The organism is Pseudoalteromonas sp. Z9A6 (assembly GCF_011378805.1).
Taxonomy (GTDB): Bacteria; Pseudomonadota; Gammaproteobacteria; order Enterobacterales; family Alteromonadaceae; genus Pseudoalteromonas; species Pseudoalteromonas distincta.
The window spans coordinates 13165-31131 of sequence record NZ_WTKZ01000038.1; the positions used below are offsets into that span (position 1 = coordinate 13165).

General features: G+C 38.4%; 18 protein-coding genes. 5 read left to right on the forward strand and 13 right to left on the reverse strand.

Annotated elements, in window-relative coordinates; genetic code table 11:
• Positions 1–109: 109 nt before the first annotated feature.
• Positions 110–508: a flagellar basal body-associated protein FliL gene (locus tag GQR53_RS13985; protein ID WP_165744229.1), complete on the forward strand. Its 399-nt coding sequence runs from the start codon at positions 110–112 to the stop codon at positions 506–508.
• A 3-nt stretch (positions 509–511) separates the two neighbouring features.
• Here the strand turns inward: GQR53_RS13985 and glpG are convergent, their stop codons facing one another.
• From glpG to GQR53_RS14015, 6 genes are all read right to left on the reverse strand, one after another.
• Entirely contained in the window at positions 512–1330 is an 819-nt protein-coding gene (gene glpG, locus GQR53_RS13990; protein ID WP_165744230.1) for a rhomboid family intramembrane serine protease GlpG, read from the reverse strand.
• Entirely contained in the window at positions 1327–1644 is a 318-nt protein-coding gene (gene glpE, locus GQR53_RS13995; protein ID WP_010554397.1) for a thiosulfate sulfurtransferase GlpE, read from the reverse strand. The genes glpG and glpE overlap by 4 nt, the downstream gene beginning before the upstream one ends.
• A 68-nt stretch (positions 1645–1712) precedes the next feature.
• On the reverse strand, positions 1713–2738 hold the full coding sequence (gene tdh, locus GQR53_RS14000; protein WP_165744231.1) for an L-threonine 3-dehydrogenase: 1026 nt from the start codon (positions 2736–2738) through the stop codon (positions 1713–1715).
• Between the two features lie 50 nt (positions 2739–2788).
• Complete coding sequence (locus tag GQR53_RS14005; RefSeq protein WP_002961055.1) at positions 2789–3982, reverse strand: glycine C-acetyltransferase; 1194 nt, start codon at positions 3980–3982, stop codon at positions 2789–2791.
• 159 nt (positions 3983–4141) lie between these two features.
• Complete coding sequence (gmhB, locus tag GQR53_RS14010; RefSeq protein WP_165744232.1) at positions 4142–4705, reverse strand: D-glycero-beta-D-manno-heptose 1,7-bisphosphate 7-phosphatase; 564 nt, start codon at positions 4703–4705, stop codon at positions 4142–4144.
• Positions 4705–5763, reverse strand: coding sequence for a glycosyltransferase family 9 protein (locus tag GQR53_RS14015; protein ID WP_165744233.1), 1059 nt, complete (start codon positions 5761–5763; stop codon positions 4705–4707). The genes gmhB and GQR53_RS14015 overlap by 1 nt, the downstream gene beginning before the upstream one ends.
• 122 nt (positions 5764–5885) lie before the next feature.
• Here GQR53_RS14015 and GQR53_RS14020 point away from each other — a divergent pair, with 122 nt between their 5' ends.
• Positions 5886–6614, forward strand: coding sequence for a 3-deoxy-D-manno-octulosonic acid kinase (locus GQR53_RS14020; RefSeq protein ID WP_165744234.1), 729 nt, complete (start codon positions 5886–5888; stop codon positions 6612–6614).
• 1 nt (position 6615) lies between these two features.
• Here GQR53_RS14020 and GQR53_RS14025 read toward each other — a convergent pair whose 3' ends face one another.
• Both GQR53_RS14025 and GQR53_RS14030 read right to left on the reverse strand, forming a co-directional pair.
• The gene (locus GQR53_RS14025) at positions 6616–7701 is read right to left on the reverse strand and encodes a glycosyltransferase (protein WP_165744235.1); all 1086 of its coding nucleotides are present in this window, start codon (positions 7699–7701) and stop codon (positions 6616–6618) included.
• Positions 7698–8771: a glycosyltransferase family 1 protein gene (locus GQR53_RS14030; RefSeq protein ID WP_165744236.1), complete on the reverse strand. Its 1074-nt coding sequence runs from the start codon at positions 8769–8771 to the stop codon at positions 7698–7700. The genes GQR53_RS14025 and GQR53_RS14030 overlap by 4 nt, the downstream gene beginning before the upstream one ends.
• A gap of 211 nt (positions 8772–8982) precedes the next feature.
• On the opposite strand from GQR53_RS14030, the gene GQR53_RS14035 reads away from it, so the two are divergent.
• A complete protein-coding gene (locus GQR53_RS14035; protein WP_165744237.1) occupies positions 8983–10488 on the forward strand; it encodes a capsule assembly Wzi family protein in 1506 nt (501 codons plus the stop codon).
• Between the two features lie 247 nt (positions 10489–10735).
• Here the strand turns inward: GQR53_RS14035 and hldE are convergent, their stop codons facing one another.
• Positions 10736–12175: a bifunctional D-glycero-beta-D-manno-heptose-7-phosphate kinase/D-glycero-beta-D-manno-heptose 1-phosphate adenylyltransferase HldE gene (gene hldE, locus GQR53_RS14040; RefSeq protein WP_165744238.1), complete on the reverse strand. Its 1440-nt coding sequence runs from the start codon at positions 12173–12175 to the stop codon at positions 10736–10738.
• On the reverse strand, positions 12175–12765 hold the full coding sequence (locus GQR53_RS14045) for an SIS domain-containing protein (RefSeq protein ID WP_002961065.1): 591 nt from the start codon (positions 12763–12765) through the stop codon (positions 12175–12177). Before GQR53_RS14045 ends, hldE begins: the two co-directional genes overlap by 1 nt.
• Before the next feature lie 182 nt (positions 12766–12947).
• On the opposite strand from GQR53_RS14045, the gene waaA reads away from it, so the two are divergent.
• Positions 12948–14246 carry a lipid IV(A) 3-deoxy-D-manno-octulosonic acid transferase gene (waaA, locus tag GQR53_RS14050; protein ID WP_165744239.1) on the forward strand — a complete coding sequence of 433 codons (1299 nt, stop codon included), beginning with the start codon at positions 12948–12950 and terminating at the stop codon, positions 14244–14246.
• Positions 14243–14791, forward strand: coding sequence for a DUF1415 domain-containing protein (locus GQR53_RS14055; RefSeq protein ID WP_165744240.1), 549 nt, complete (start codon positions 14243–14245; stop codon positions 14789–14791). Before waaA ends, GQR53_RS14055 begins: the two co-directional genes overlap by 4 nt.
• A gap of 69 nt (positions 14792–14860) precedes the next feature.
• Here the strand turns inward: GQR53_RS14055 and GQR53_RS14060 are convergent, their stop codons facing one another.
• The 3 genes from GQR53_RS14060 to GQR53_RS14070 are packed head-to-tail and all read right to left on the reverse strand — an operon-like array spanning position 14861 to position 17852.
• Positions 14861–15190, reverse strand: a complete 330-nt coding sequence (locus GQR53_RS14060) for a YdbL family protein (protein WP_002961068.1) — start codon at positions 15188–15190, stop codon at positions 14861–14863.
• A gap of 11 nt (positions 15191–15201) precedes the next feature.
• Positions 15202–15399, reverse strand: a complete 198-nt coding sequence (locus GQR53_RS14065) for a YnbE family lipoprotein (RefSeq protein WP_007378800.1) — start codon at positions 15397–15399, stop codon at positions 15202–15204.
• Between the two features lie 2 nt (positions 15400–15401).
• Positions 15402–17852 (reverse strand): YdbH domain-containing protein, encoded by a 2451-nt coding sequence (locus tag GQR53_RS14070; protein WP_165744241.1) that lies wholly within the window; start codon positions 17850–17852, stop codon positions 15402–15404.
• Between the last annotated feature and the right edge of the window lie 115 nt (positions 17853–17967).

Genomic DNA, 17967 nt, shown 5'->3' on the forward strand with positions numbered 1-17967 from the left:
AGCTTTTGAAAAAGTGATGTTTTATAACCATAAATAATTGCTTGGCGCTGTTTATTACCTACTATTAAGTATAAACTATTTGTAACAAGTTTTAAGAAACGCTTTAAATATGAAAAAAATAGTATACGCAGGTCTTTTTACATTCTTTGTAAGCGTTATAAGCTTTACAGCTCGTGCTGAATCCACAGTTGGTTATTTTGGTTTTGAGCCAGATATAATCACCAACTACATTGGCGCATCAAGTAAAAAAATGGGCTATGTGCGTGTAACTATTGATTTAATGCTTACTGATACTTCTGATATTGCACTGGTTGAACACCACACGCCATTACTTCGTGATGCCCTAGTAGAGATTTTATCTAAAGAACCAGAAGAAAAAATAAAATCACTTACTGGCCGTGAAGAAATACGTGCAAAGTGCGCCGAAAAACTAAAAAGCCTGCTAAAAGAAGAAACAGGACAAGAGATCATCCGTGAAGTCTTGTTCACTAAATATTTATATCATTAGTATTTAACGTTTTGCGTTAAATATTTTGGCGGTATAGGCAAAAGCCATACCGCTAAGTAACCCACCTAAGTGCGCCCAATTAGCCATACCTACAAACAATACATCAGCAAACCCAAGCACTAACCAAATCAACATAAAGCCAACAATAGCCGTACTTACAAGCGCAGGCTTGTTAGGATTTAAAAAGCTATGAATCCAGCAAAAACCAAGTAGCCCATACACCACACCACTCAAGCCGCCAAAATTGGGGCCAACCATTAAGTATTGTGCCCAATTACTTATAAGTGCAGTTACTAAAAACAAACCTATTAGGGTGAGTTTTCCGCATTGTTTTTCGATATTGTCACCAAGCGACATCCACCAAATTAAATTAAACACTATATGCATCGCGCTAAAATGTACGAGGGCGGGCGTTAACCAACTTAAAGGCTGCGTAGGTTTAAACTGCATCATGGTGTAAATGGTCTCAAAACCACCTAGGAAAAAAGCAAAATAAATTATAACGCTTACAATACTTACGGTTTGATTTAACCAGCTAAGCGCTTTAAATCGCGTCATTAGATTAAGTGATTGCCCTTGGTATTTAAGCGGCGATTGTGTGCTACCTACATCCCATGAAGCTTGTTGATAGCGTTCATGGTTAGGGTTTTGTGTAAATTCGGCCCATAAAGGTTGTATTTGATGAAAATGCTCAGGCGCAACACTAATAATGACATTGCTACCATCTGAGGAGCTTAATTGTCCTTGTAAACCTTGGCTTTTTAAATAATCTATAAAGCCCTGTGCGGCGCGCGGGTTATTTAAACTGCCAAGCTCTATCATCGCTCTACTTTCTCGCTGTAAGCAGCTTCCCAAGCTGTAAAGCCGCCATCCATACTGTAAACGTCTTCAAAACCTTGCTCAACTAAGTAGCTAGCTGCGCCTTGTGAGCTCATACCGTGGTAGCAGACAATAATAATTGGCTGATCGAATTCTTTTTCCATCATAAATTGTGCGATATTACCGTTAGAAAGTGCTTCTGAGCCTGGAATGCGACCGGCTTGATACGAATTAGGATCGCGAATATCTGCAATTACCACGTCTTCTTTATCTAAAAGCTCTAACGTTTGCGCTATAGAAATATGTTTAAATGCCATTGAAATCTCTTTAATTAATAGTATAAAAAAGGCGGCTAAAGCCGCCCTTCTTGTAATTTAGTGAGGAACTAATCCCAGTTTAAAATTACTTTACCTGACTGACCTGAAATCATCATATCAAAGCCAGCTTGGAAGTCATCCACAGAATATTGATGTGTAATGATTGGGTTTAAATCTAGGCCAGATTGAATCAAACTTGCCATTTTGTACCACGTTTCGAACATTTCGCGACCGTAAATACCTTTAATCACTAAACCTTTAAAAATAACTTGGTTCCAGTCAACTGCCATATCAGATGGTGGAATACCCAGCATGGCAATTTTACCGCCGTGGTTCATATTATTAAGCATTGAATTAAACGCGCTTGGCACACCTGACATTTCAAGGCCAATATCAAAACCCTCTGTCATACCTAGCTCTTTCATTACATCTTCAAGCTTTTCATTGGCAACGTTTACAGCGCGTGAAGCCCCCATTTTACGTGCTAAATCTAGGCGGTATTCGTTTACGTCGGTAATTACAACGTGGCGAGCACCAACATGTTTTGCAACAGCTGCTGCCATAATACCAATTGGGCCTGCACCAGTGATAAGTACATCTTCGCCAACTAAGTCAAACGATAGTGCGGTATGAACTGCGTTACCAAATGGGTCGAAAATAGAAGCGAGTTCGTCAGAAATATTATCTGGAATTTTAAATGCGTTAAATGCAGGAATAACTAAATATTCGGCAAACGCACCTTCACGGTTTACACCTACACCCGTTGTATTACGGCATAAATGTACACGCCCTCCACGACAATTTCGACAATGCCCACACGTAATATGCCCTTCGCCAGATACGCGGTCGCCAACCTGAAAGCCACGAACTTCTTGGCCCATATCAACGACTTCACCAACATATTCATGGCCAACAACCATAGGCGTTGGAATGGTTTTACTTGCCCATTCGTCCCACTTGTAAATATGTACGTCGGTACCACAAATAGCTGTTTTGCGAATTTTAATCAGTAAGTCGTTATGACCTACTTCTGGCTTTGGTGCATCTGTCATCCAAATGCCCGGTTCTGCTTTTAATTTTGATAATGCTTTCATAATCCACACTCAATTAAAAAACCGAAGCGAGGCTTCGGTTTAAAATAAAATTAAATAACGCCCATTTCTTTACCAATACGGGTAAATGCATCGATAGCTGTATCGAGTTGCTCAATACTATGTGCCGCTGAAATTTGTGTACGAATACGCGCTTGCCCTTTTGGTACTACAGGGAATGAAAAACCGGTTACGTAAATGCCTTCAGCAAGTAATTTATCAGCCATTAACGAGGCTACTTTGGCATCTCCTAGCATTACGGGGATAATTGCATGATCTTTACCTGCACACGTAAAACCAGCAGCTTCCATTTGCTCACGGAAATATTTAGCATTTGACCAAAGTTTAGCGCGAAGCTCGCCGCCATTTTCAAGCATTTCAAGTACTTTAATTGATGCAGTAACAATTGAAGGCGCTAATGAGTTTGAGAACAAGTATGGGCGTGAACGCTGACGTAACCATTCAACAATTTCTTTTTTACCTGATGTATAACCACCTGAAGCACCGCCCAGCGCCTTACCTAATGTACCGGTGATAATATCTACACGGTCTAATACATTACAGTACTCAGGTGTACCCTTACCGTTTTCGCCAACAAAGCCAACTGCGTGAGAGTCATCTACCATTACAAGCGCATCATATTTATCGGCTAAGTCGCACACAGCTTCTAAATTACAAATAACGCCGTCCATAGAAAACACGCCATCGGTAGCAATTAGTTTAGTTTTAGCACCGGCTTCGTCTGCTGCAATAAGTTGCTTCTCAAGATCAGCCATGTCGTTATTTGCATAACGAAAACGTTTAGCTTTACATAAACGTACACCGTCAATAATTGATGCATGATTTAATGAATCAGAAATAATAGCGTCTTCTGCGCCTAAAATAGTTTCGAACAAACCTGTATTTGCGTCAAAACATGAAGAATATAAAATAGTATCTTCTGTTTCTAAAAACGCACTGATTTTTTGCTCTAGTGTTTTATGGATATCTTGCGTGCCACAAATAAAACGAACAGACGCAACACCAAAACCATGATTATTTAAACCGTTTTGCGCCGCTTCAATTAACTCTGGGCTATTAGCTAAACCTAAATAGTTATTAGCACAAAAGTTGATTACTTTACCTGATGCAACTTCGATTTGAGCTTGCTGCTGGGACTTGATAATACGTTCGTTTTTATACAAACCTTCGGTTTTTACGTCTTCAATTTGCTGTTGTAGCTGGCTAAAAAAAGCAGATGCTCTCATCTAGGTTCTCCATATATTTGAACGGGTAAACAACCGCACTTTCGCGGCTGTTTATTATGCGGGGTATTGTAAAAGTTTAATGGGTAAAATGCACGGTTTGCAGTTCGTCGCAAACGCCCTAAGTTGGAAGGAATTCCTGCCAGTTTACAGGCTGTTTATTTATGTGTTTAAAAGTGCAGGTAAACTACTTATAGAATTGATAATTAAATCAGCTTCTTGCTTAGCGCTTTCGTCAAAGCTTTGACCTGAGCGCACTAAAACGCGTGTAGTGATCCCTGCTTTTTTCGCAGCCTGCATATCACTGAGTTTATCGCCCACCATAATACTGCAAGCAGGGTCGATGTTATGCTCTTGTATGCCTTGTAATAACATACCTGGCGCAGGCTTTCTGCAACTGCACTCTTTCAAATATTCAGGGTGCGCTTTTTTAGGGTGATGTGGGCAAAAATACACATCGGTAACTTCAATGCTGTGGGCACTAAACTGGTCTTTCATCCACTCGGTCAGTGCTAAAAAATCAGCTTCGCTGTAATAACCTCGACCAATTCCAGATTGATTAGTGACGATTATGATTTTATAGCCTGCATCATAAAATGCTTTACAAGTGCTAAAAACACCGTCAATAAATTCAAATTTATCGCTTTGATACACATAACCATGATCAACGTTTACCACGCCATCTCGGTCTAAAAAAAGCGCTTTATTTTTTTGTTGTGCATTCATTACAAAGACTCTTTTTGTACAACATGGTCAAACATCGCTTTTACATCATCAACTGTAATTTGGCTCATTAAATCATCGCCTTTTACGCGTGTACCCCACGAGACTTGCTCAGCCGTTTTACCTGTTTGCTTAAGCAAATTTTGATGATAAACCTCTACCACGTAGTCTTGATATAAATAAGGACCTGTGCGTGCTGGATTTGAATGTGCATATAAACCAATAACCGGCGTACCAACTGTTACTGCCATATGCGCAGGACCCGTATCGGGCGCAAGCACTAAGCTGCCACGCTTTAACACGCACAACAACTCTTTGAGTTTTGTTTTACCTACTAAATTTAAAATAGGCGTGTTGCTGTGCTCAATAACGCTATTTGCTAGGTTAATTTCAAGCTCTGTTGGGCCACCCGTCAATACCACCTTAAAGCCTTGCTCGCTTGCATAATCAGCCAATGTGGCATAACGATCAGCGAGCCAATTACGCTGCGCTTTACTAGCTGCGGGCGATATTACTAATAGTTTATTAGTTAGGTATTCTGATGTTAATAACTCATCTGCAACCGCTTGGTCTTGCTCGGTGTATGGCATGTCCCAACTCGGTTTATAATCAGAAACACCAATGGCTTTTGCAAAACCTTTAAAGCCTTCAAGCACATGCGCCTGGGCTTGTGGGTCTATTCGTTTATTAATAAATAAGCTGTGCAATTCTTTTGAACGTGCCCAATCGAACCCTACTTTTACTTTTGCAGGAATACAACGCGCTACAAACCCAGCCCTTAATGCAACTTGCATATTAAGAAGCACATCAAATTTTTGGTTGTTGAAGCGTTGCTTTAAGCTTTTAAGCGCTGCTTTGCCTTGCTTTTTATCAAATACCACCAGCTCAACACCCGGTAAGTCAGCAAGTAACATGGCTTCTATTTTGCCAATTACCCAGGTGATTTTTGCATTCGGGTGTGCCTTTTGAATAGCTTGTACTGCACTCACAGCATGACATACGTCACCAATGGCTGAGAGTCTTAATATACAAATAAATGAATAATTAGGAGCTTGAGTCACACATTCCCTTAGGTATTAAATACAAAAGCCGATCTTAAATTATAATCACGCTATTGCAAGCACTTATCCTGCGCTTTAAAACGCGCTAATATAGACTCATTATTTAGCAATTACACAGAGCTATGTTTAAACAACACGTGCAAGGCAATCACACGCTATTAAGCCACCCTAAATACACAAGCCAAATTACCCTCGATTGGTTTGATGCAAATTATTGGCAACAACAAAATAAAATTGTGGGCGCTAAAAAAGGTCGAGCAACTGCGTGGTTTTTTAAGCAAGACGAATTAACAGCCGTACTTAGGCATTATTGGCGCGGTGGCTTAGTGGGTAAATTGCTAAGCGATCAATATTTATACCCAGGACTTGAACAAACCCGCGTATTTAAAGAGTTTAGCTTAATGAGTAAGCTTATAGAGCTTGGTTTAAACGTACCAACCCCTGTTGCAGCTAAAGTAACCCACAGCGGATTAATTTACCGTGGTGATATTATTACCGAGGCTGTTAAAGGCGCTAAAAGTGTACTCGATATATTAATTGAACGCCCATTGACTGAAGATGAGTTGGAGCGCATTGCTAAAACAATCGCGCTATTTCATTCAAAAGGTGTGTATCACGCCGATTTAAACATTAATAACATATTGTTTGATGATATTGGTGATGTGTATATTATCGACTTTGATAGAGGTGAAATAAGAGCGCCTAACCCACAGTGGCAACAAAGTAATATGGCACGCCTTGAGCGCTCATTTTTAAAAGAGCAAGGTCGAAATGATGTCTTTAATTGGCAAGCGAGTGACTGGCAAACTCTGCACAGCAACTACCTCAAAACACTCGCTAATATAAGTTAACTTAGTTAGCCAATGCTAAATACTGCAGAGCAACCTGCTCTGCCTGTACTTGTTTTAGAATATCTGCGTTTTCTACATTTGGCTTATCTGCTAGCACCTGCTTAACAGCATTGGCTAATGCCTCACTTTGTCCAGCAGGTACTAAATATTTATTTAGCTCGCCTGTTAATATCTCGCTTGGTCCAAATGTACAATTAGTACTAACCACCGGAGTGCCCACTGCTAAAGCCTCAATTAATACCGTTGGCAGTCCTTCAAAATCAGAACTCAAAACTAAAGCTTTGGCATGCTTAATCCAGTTGTACGGGTTTTGTTGAAATCCAGGCACTACTAACTGTTTTTCTATGCCATATTGCTGTGCAAGCTTTAGCGCTTTAGCCGGTTTATTACATAAAAGTACTAACTTGTATTTTTTATCAAGCTTTGCAAATGCTGCAAATAATATATCGTGGCGTTTTTGTTTGGCGAGTCTTCCTACATGAATTAAGTAAGGCTCATTTGGGATATTGTTATTTTGCTCATTTGCTTGCTGTCTTATTTTTTCAAAATCGAACGGGTTATAAATAGTCGCGATTGCACTTGGGTTAATTAAATCCCCTTGTATTATTTCTTTTTCAACACCCTTTGATACGCAAATAAGTGATTTACCATTTAAGTTTTGCTTACTTTTTTTAAGGTATAAGTATGAAAATGGACCTAACTTTTTTTGACGAGCAAGTTCTGCATTGACGGAGTTATGAATAACAAAGTGAACATTTTTGATATTACTACGTGCAAGTAAATTATTACTTCTATCAAGGTTAGAAAGCACTAGATCAATATTGCCAATCTCGCTTTGTTTTTTTTCAAACCACGCTTCTAATCGCAAAATACTATTTTTTCGCTGCCAGAATCTATCTACTTTAGATGCTCTATCAGGAAAAAGGCTATCAACTTTAACTATATCAGGAATGTCATACTCAGCGTTGCTCGCAAGAGATAATATAGTGACATTGTGCTGTAGTTTCGCCATTTTTTCAGCCAAGGTAAGCATTACTTTTTCAGCACCACCACCTACTAGTGAATCAATTACAATCACTATATTCATAAGCGATCTCCTACAAGCATATTTTTTATACCGGTAGTGATCACGTCGAAGCTATGTGTGCTATTGAGTTGCTTATACTTACCAATAAATTCACTATAAAAAGGCTCGGTAATAACTTGAGCTATTTTCGTTGTAATTTCATCAATATCAAGATTCGCTTTTATTACAACACCTGCATTAACGCAATGATCCAAACGTGTATTTTGATCTTTTGAGATAGCACATGCCACAACAGGGGTTTGAACTGCAATTGCTTGCAATAAAGTATCTCCACCACTAAGTAATGCGACTTTAGCTTGGCTCATTAATGCCAAAAATTCGGTTCCTTGCAGGCTTGATAAACAAGTAACCTCATCACTTTTCGGAATTGCTTTATTATAATTCGCACCAAACACTACAACTGCTTTTAAACCAGTATTTTTAGTAATTTTAAGCGCGGCTTTAAAGTAAACCTCAGCACAATTAAGATTATTTAATATATGTCCGCCAGAACCCGCATTAACAATAAAATAGCCATCAGATACTAAGTTATAGCGATTTAAAACATCACGTTTTTGCTCACAAGAAGCAAATGCAACAAAAGGGCCTACATTACGAGGGGGTGCCAAGGGAAACATGTCTAACTTCGCACTTTCAGCCCATGTAAGTGGCTCAATACAATAATCAGGCTGTACAACCCAATGTGTATCAATTAAATTAATCCTGTTTAGCTTCAGTCCCTTAGCGCGTTTTTTTGCATGCTGAGAAATAAATACAACTTTAGCGCCTACTTTTTTAGCCGCTTTCATATGCCCTGCACGTCCTGCACAATCAAAAACAACGACGTCAGGTTTAAATTGCTCTATAAAGTCGCAAACAGAATCAAGCTCTTTAGTCGCTGAGTGTTCAAGCAATGTGGCTTCAAAAGGACACTTTTTTGCGTAGCTTGTATGCTTGTTTAGTATGAAGTGAATATCGAGAGAATCAGTAAGTTCTGCCTTTAAACTTTGAGCCAACAACAACGAGCGCATATATTCACCAATGCCTTCTGGTGATGATACGGGAATAAATAAAAGTCGTTTGTTGCTCATTACATTCTCAATTTCCTATTTGAACTCCAGTATACCAATCAGATACTTATTACGATAGCTAGGTTACATTTTAATATATTAAATTAGCTCTATAAATTTGATTATTTACTGCAATAACAAGCTTAGGTTGATAAACTTAGCCGCAATCTAAATCACAAGGATCTGAACTTTGCGAAACAGAATTTTTCTACTTTCTACTCTTTTTTGCGCTATGAGCGCGTCAGTTAATGCTGAACCATGGGTAAAACCCGATGATTACGGTCTTAGAGCTGATATTCAACAATTAGCTGATGCCGGTGTTATTTTAGCTCCTGTAACTACCTATCCGCTTATGTGGAAAAGTTTTATAAGTGATGTGCAAAGCATGCCGCTTGAGCAATTATCTCCAAGCTTGCAAGATGCTTTACTTCGCGTTAAGCATCGATATAAATCAGAAAATAGCAGCTCGCATAGTCTTCAATTATCTGCTTTTGCAGCCACAGATCCGATCATAGCAACAAGCTTTGGTGCAACAAATACACAAGAAACAGAGCTTTCAGCAGCTTACGCTTATTTAGGCGATAACTTTGCAGCTAAAGTAGCTATAAATTACAGAAGCGACGGTAAAAAATGTTTAGTTGATGGAAAAACGACTGACGATATAGTTACCGATGAGCAAGCTTTAACCGATTGTAACGATACCTCACTTGACGATAGTTACTTAGCTTACCGTTTAGGTAACTGGATTTTTAGAGCCGGTGCTGTTGAGCAATTTTGGGGACCTGGTGTTGATAACAGCTTAATTATGTCTGGTAATGCGAAACCTTTACCTGCACTAAGTGTAACCAGAGAAAAAAGTACTGCTTTTGAAACACCATGGTTAAGCTGGATTGGTCAATGGGGCTTTACCGCACAAATGGCTAAACTTGAGTCTACACGTGTAATTCCTGATGCTTTACTTTGGAGCAGTAGATTAAATATACGCCCAATACAACAATTAGAAATTGCTGTTAGCTGGTCTGCACAATGGGCAGGAGACGGCCAACCAGGCTCTGCAGGTGATTTTATTGATGTCATAACTGGGCAAACAGCATGTATTGATGGCAATGTTAGTTGTGATAGCCAATTAGAGTCAAAAATAGGTAATCAATTAGCTGGCATAGATATTCGTTGGTCAGATACACTTTTCAACCAACCTTATGCTGTATATGCCAGTACGATTGGAGAAGATGCCAGTTCACAGTTTAAGCCAGCCGATAGAGCCTATTTGTATGGCGTACAGACAACACAACGTGTATATGATCAAAACTTATTAATAAATGTAGAGTACATAGATACAGGTGTTTCATGTTCAGCAGAGTCTACCAATGAAAATTGCTACTATGAGCATTCAGATTACAAATCGGGTTACCGTTACCACGGTCGCACTATTGGCTCTACTTATGATAACGATGCACAGTCAGTTGTTTTAACCCTGTTAGGTCAGTTATCTAATGGAGACGATTGGCAGGTAAAATTACGCAGTGTTGATTACAACAGCGATAATCGCGATCGTTATCCTAATAATCCTGACTTAGGAAATACAATTACTAAAACAGGGTTTAATAGTAAGCAATTAGAGCTTCGTTATAGAATGCTTTCGATGGGAGGGCGAGTCACTTTAGGTGCTTTTGCATCTAACAATGACGGCGCTGAAAACGATACATCAGCATTTGCCAAGTACGAATTAAATTTTTAGTAAGTTACTTTATTAAAAATAAAAAGGGATGAAAACACTGTTTTCATCCCTTTTTGTATTTTTTAAGCAAACTTGAATTAGTAATTATACCAATTGCATTAAATTAGTGTTCTATTATAGCGATAAGAAAATAGCTCAATAACAAGGCTAAAGTTATGATACATAGTTGTTCTATATAAATAATTTTTAACGTAGTTAGTGAGTTATTTAATACGCTAGAATGATCATGTTTTTAATAAAATTGGTATTACTTTTTAATTTTACTAATTACTTTTGATGTTGAACACCCATCTAAAAATTCAAGCACTTCAACTTTTCCGCCATGGCGAAGTACATGCTCAGCACCCGCTATTTGATCTACAGTGTAATCTCCACCTTTGACTAAAATATCAGGGCTTATCTGCTCAATTAATTTAGCGGGAGTGTCGTTTTCATCTAAGCTACCAAACGGAATAACCCAATCAACAGATGAAAGTGCGCTAAGTACCATCGCACGCTCATCTAGCGGGTTAATAGGACGTTCTGCCCCTTTTAAACGCGTAATTGATTCATCATTATTTAATCCAACGACGAGTCTATCGCCTCGTGCTTTAGCTTGCGCTAAATAACGTACATGCCCAGCATGTAAAATATCAAAACAGCCATTAGTGAATACAATGGTTTCGCCGTTTTGTTTTGCAAATTCAATATGCTGAAGTACATCATCAAATGGTGTTTGGTAATGCTCACCCGTAGTATGTAAATACTGACCAAGCTTGCGGCTTAGCTCTTCTGGCGAGACAGTTGCAGCCCCAAACTTACTCACAACGATACCTGCGGCTAAATTAGCAATTTCGACAGCATCTTTAGGTTCCATGCCCGCGCCAAGCATAACCGCGAGTGTAGCTATAACCGTATCACCGGCCCCGGTTACATCGCTTACTTCAAGCTCTTGCGCTGCAAAATCAAATTTTTCATCTGCACTAATAAGCGACATACCTTGCTCAGAACGCGTAAGTAACATGGCTTTAATGCCATTTTTGCTTATTAAATCACGCGCACTTGCGGCTAAAGCCTCTTCTGAATCGGTTTGACCACCCGCTAACTTAAACTCATGTAAGTTAGGTGTAATGTAATCAGCACCTTCATATAAATGTAAATCTGGCGATTTAGGGTCGATTAAAACCGTTTTTCCGGCGCTCTTAGCAAGGCTTACCATTTCTTTAATTAAACTCAAAGATCCTTTGCTGTAATCAGAGAACACAATAAAGTCGTATTCATCAAGTACAAGCTCTAAGCGGTTTAATAAAAGCTGGCTATGTTGCTCAGTAAACATTTCTTCTAAATCAAGTCGAACCAATTGTTGGTGGCGGCTAATAACACGCATTTTTGAAATAGTCGGTAAATCACATACACTCACTAATTGTGAGCTTATTTTTTCACCTTTTAGGATGGTCTCTAAAATCTGCCCGCTTTCGTCCTCACCAATTAAACCCAATAAGCCAACTTTTGCATCTAACCGCGCTATATTTTTTGCAACGTTAGCTGCACCGCCCGCTTTGTCTTCAAATTTACTTACTTTAACAACCGGTACTGGCGCTTCTGGCGAAATGCGACCTGTATCACCATACCAATAGCGGTCTAGCATTACATCGCCAACAACTAATATTCGTGCCGCTGATAAGTTTTTTAATAACGATAAATCCATTACTGCTGCTCCGCAACAACCATATCCATGGCTTCACATAACCAGTGACCTATAAACATGTGAGCTTCTTGAATACGTGCTGTTTCGTCATTTTTTATAATAATAGGTAACTTAGCTATATCTTTTACTTTACCGCCATCACGCCCAGTTAATGCCACAGTAAAAGCGCCTAGTTTATTTGCAGCCTCTAATGCTAAATTAATATTGTTACTAGTACCTGATGTGGTTAAACCAATAACTAAATCTTCTGGCTTACATAACGCTTGAACTTGGCGTTCAAACACCGTATCAAAGTGATAGTCGTTGCTGTGCGCTGTTAAAATTGAGGTGTCAGTGGTCAATGCCATTGAAGCAAGCGGACCACGTTCTAATTTATAACGCACTACAAATTCTGCTGCTAAATGCTGTGCATCTGCTGCACTACCACCGTTACCAAACCAAACAATCTTGCCACCAGCTTGTAATGCACTATGGCATGCTTCTAACAATTGCATAGATTCTTGATGATAAGCCTCCATCGTTTCAAATAATGCCTGATGACGGTTTAATGTTTCAACGTAGCTAGTTGCCACTGAATCGATAATTGACATGAAAAAATTCCTCTTGGAACTGAAATGGCAGGAAAAATTAAATTCATTATTCCATAATTTTATTTAATTGTGTGTATTTTATCGGGTTATAACTGAACCCAGACCATATTTTATAACGAGTCTGTTTAGAAAACAGCTATTTCACGGTAAACTAACGCCACTTCCCTTTAAGAAAGATCAGTATGGCACGCATTTTTTACTCATTCGCATTAATTATTATTAGCCCACTGATTGTATTTTATCTCTATATTTTACGAGGTAAAAAAAACCAAGGCTATCGTGCACACTTTAAAGAGCGCTTTGGGTTTGTCAGTAAGTCTTTATTTACGGTTAAAACTAAACCTTTAGTTTTTCATTGTGCTTCTGTTGGCGAGGTACTTGCCGCAACGCCACTTATTAAAGCTTTGCAAAAAGTGCATCCAAATTTAAATATACTTATAACCTGTAATACTCCAACAGGCAGAGAGCAAATACTTAGCCAGTTTAAAAATACTGTAGCGTGTAGCTATTTACCAATCGATTTCCCGTTTGCAACGGCTCGATTTTTAAAGCGTATAAAGCCACAAGCATTATGTATTTTAGAAACCGAGCTATGGCCAAATTTAATGGCGATAAGCCACAAAAAAAACATACCAGTACTTGTCATCAATGCAAGACTCTCTGAAAAGTCGCAGCAAGGCTATCAAAAGGTCGCTAAATTAACCCATATTATTATGCGCTCAATTACGGTACTTGCGAGTCATAACAAGGCAGATGCTAAACGCTTTATTGAACTTGGTCTTGAAGCTTCAAAAAGCTATGTAACAGGTTCAATTAAATTTGATATAACACCAAGTGAAGAGCAATTAGCTGAAGTACTCAACCTTAAACAGCTTTATAACAGCAATGAAGACAATAACGATGAACGCTTTGTATGGGTAGCAGGCTCAACACATCCTGTTGAGCATGAGCTGGTACTTTTAGCCCATCAAGAATTACTAAAAAAGCAACCGAACGCATTACTTATAATTGCCCCGCGCCATCCAGAGCAATTTGACAAAGTGGCAGAGCTTTTAACGCAAAGCCCACTTAGCTTTAGCCGTCGTAGCCAAAATAACTATAATAATGAGCAAATACTCCTTGCTGATACGCTTGGTGAATTACAGTGTTTATATGGCGCTGCAAATGTGAGCTTTATTGGTGGCAGCTTAATTCGCAGAGGTGGGCATAATCCACTGGAATCAGCGGCGTTTTCGGTAGGTGTAATAACAGGTCCACACACATACAATTTTGATCATGTTTATCCCGAGCTAACAAAGCTCAAAGGTGCTGTAGTGGTTGATAGTAACGACGAACTCGCAAAGCAGCTTATAACGTTTAGCCAAAATACAAAAGCGTGCCTAACCTTAGGTATTAAAGCTGCGCAATGCGTAACTAAAAACCAAGGTGCTATACAAAAAACACTTAACATTATTAATCAATATTTAGAGCCAAAACCGTGACCAACATAGCTATAAGCCAAACCCGTGAATGGGTGTCATCTGTTATTGTTAAATATAACTTTTGCCCATTTGCTCGAAAAGAAGTAGAAAATAACTGTATTCATTACATAGTAAGCTCTGCAACGAGCATGGATGATGCTGTAATGGATATGCTTGAGCAATGTGTTGAGCTTGACCGTGAACCAAAGCGCGAAACAACCCTTATCATGTTTGACAACGGCTTTAGTGACTTTGAAGACTTTTTAGACTTGGTCGATTTAGCTAATGCACTTTTAGTCGCGCAAGGCTTTGAAGGTAAGTATCAAATCGCTAATTTTCACCCAGATTATGTATTTGCCGACAGTGATGAAACCGATGCCGCAAACTACACAAATAGAGCGCCCTTTCCTACTTTGCATTTAATCCGCGAAGCAAGCATGAGCGAAGCACTTGATAGTTATAACGAGCCTGAATCTATTCCTGAGCATAATATAAACTTAGCAAGACGTAAGGGGATTGATTTTTGGCAGCAGTTGCTTGAAGGCTGTAAAAAACCGAGCGCTTAAATGCTCGGTTTTATCTTGGTTTGTACAAAAGTTTGTGCAAACCTTTTGCAAAACAAGTAATACTTAAGATTATTTTTTAACCCAGTTACCATTTACTTCAACGTAATGACCACTTTGGGTTTTTTCAATTGTTTTAGCGGCAGCAAGTGCTTCTACTTGTGAAAGCGACAAGTTATTCTTTTTAGCGAGCTTTAAGTACTGCGCTTTACGCTTTGCATTTATGTCATCAACAACGGCTTTTGCCTCTGCGTTTTGTACAACAAGTCCTAAATAACCAGAGCTATCTTCACCTACTAAACCTTGGTTTTTAGCGTCATCAAGGCTAATAGCCCACGCAGAGAACGACATACATACTGCACTAACTAACGTAATAATGTTTAATTTTTTCTTCGTATTCATGTTCTAGCTCCTTAAAATAACTCACTGTCGTCACTAAATAAATTGTCGAGTTCTTTATCTACTTTTACGCGAATTTCGTGATCGACCTTCACATTTAAATTAATAGTAATGGGCTCTTTAGCAGACACCTCAACACGATGCGTGCAAGCACTTAGTGCACTAATAGCACTCAGTGCGAGCAGTACTTTTATCAATAACGACTGTCTCATTATTAGTTTCCTTTTTGTGAGTATTGTTGCTCAACTTTTTGTGTAATTTCGTCACTTAAACGTAGTGCGCGTAAAAGTGTAAATACGTTTTCTTCGTGGTTATAATTAAAGTTAACCTGCTGCTGCTCTGCTTTATTATAGCCTTGCAAATTAACCCCTAGTTTTAACCAACCATCATTTTTTAGTGCCACACTGCTATTAAGTTTTTGAATATCTAAATTAGTTAATAGACCTAAAACAGGTTGTAACTCTTGCTGTTGCTGCATTACTGAATCAAAAGCGGCATTATTGGTAATTTTTAAATTACCTGTTCCTTGGCTAAATAAGCTTCCGTCAATTATCTCAATTTTTCCACTATCAAAGTGAACCGGTAAAGACCCCGCCAAGCGTCCCGTTAATACAATGCCCGACTTATCGTCGAGTGTAACAAGTTTGCTTGCATCAATATTATCAAACTTAACATTAGCAACTTGGTTTGGCTTCCCTACTGTGTAGCTATCTAACGAAAACTCGCCACCAAACACACTTCCTTTTACATCATTTATAAGCGCGGTATTGTTATTAACTTGCCATTGCCCTTCAATCGCTTTAACTACGGCACCCGCCCTAAGCTCATTTAAATTAAAGGTAGTTGGTTTTACATTAAGCTTACCTGAATTATATTCCCCGCTAAATGTACTCCTTAAATCGCTCGCAAGGTAATCGTTATACAATGCACTTGTATGACTAATCCCTATATTGAACAGTGCATTTTGTAAGTTTATATCGCCACTAATATAGCCATTAAATTCGCCCTCTGTTAACTGTGCAAGTGGCTCAAATTGACTAATAAACGCATTTAACGACAGCGCACTTTGTTCAGGAATAACCACTTCAAATGGATGAGCTTGCGACGACATATGATGATTTATCACTAACTCAACATCGTTTATAAATGCGTGATGCGTGGCTTTTAGTGCACGGCTTTGCAAGCCCGTAGACTCTACTTTTATATTATTAAGTTTTATGTCGGGGCTATTAACAGCCTTTATATTCGTTTTTGCTGTTAGATCAGCAAATAACTCACCTACGCCTAAATTAGCATTTGCTGTTAATGTGTTACTTATATCTGTGACTTTAAATTCTTTATATTCTGCGCTTTTTAATTGCTGAGTTAACGCTGCCTCTGCGTTTAACTGTTTATCCATTTTTGCTGTTAAATCACCTTGGTATTGCACTGCACTTATATTAAACGCATCTACACTATTAAGCGTTAATTTAGCATTTATAAGCCCAATGGGTTTTGAGTCTATAAACTCACTTATATTAAAGTGACCACTAAGGCTAAGCCCATTCGCTGTTGCAGGTGCAAACTCAGGTAAATTTTCAAGCATAACGACGTAATCGCCTTTAATTGCAGCGTCAGATAACTGAGCATTAACGCTAATATTATTTATATCAGGTGTATTTATTTGAGCTGACAAAGTTGTCTGTAAGTCTTCAAATGGAGATGTAATATTTAGTGTTGTATCTGTTATTAAAATATCAAATTGCTTATCGCCCACGCTTACCAAATTAATTGCAGGAACACTGAGCTCACTAGCCTCTAAGCGAATTGATTGAGGGAGTTTAAGTTGCCAATTTAAAGGCACTTGTTTGCTAATAAAGCCTGCATATTCACTTGGTGGAATTAACTCAGTACAGCTTGGTGTTAAATTAATTTTGTTATTAAGCAAATCGGTATTAAACATTAACGCTTGGCTATTTAAATTAAAACGCGTCGCCAATTTACCAGTGGTTAATACGTTAACTTTGCACTGCTCATACGTGTGAGCAAACTGGGAGCTAATATCGCCATTTAACTCAAGTTCTATACCATCAAAGCTAAATGCTTGCTGAGTATTAAAGTTAAAATCTGCTATTAATGTATTTTTAGTGTTTATAACGTGCTTTAAAAAAGTGTCATTAATTTCAAACTGACCCCTTACTTTATTAGCAGTCAAAATTGCACTTGCGTTTATATCACCTGAGACATTAAATTTATTTAGTTCGGGTTCTAATATGCTTATTTTAAGTGGCTTATTGAGCTCATCACTTTTTACTACAAGCTGTTTAATATTGATTAATGGGCGATTTAAGGGAAGTGCTAAATCGAGATTTTTAGCAAGCTGATTAGCATTATCACTTTTAGGGAGTGGATTAACTGTTAGCACTGCATTTTCAATATCTACACGCTTTGTATTTGCAGTAATACCAGTAAGTTGTAATTGTTGATTTTGATAATTTACACACACTTTATCAGCATGAATATTTAGTTCAGACGTAATTGAAAAATCAAGGCAGTTTAATGTGACACCCGCTTTTTCGAGCTCAGGCGCTATAGCCCACTGTAATAAAGGCAAGCGAAATACATAACCAAGCAGTAAGGTACTTAGTAATAAAACGCCAACAATTAAACCAACTCGCTTAAACATACTATCCTTAAATGCTTTGTGCTTTTAGCTATACTAATACCAACCTGCATAAATCTTTGATCAATTTAACGAATTAAATTGCACTATAACGTCGTTAAAAGTTTTTTATTTAGAA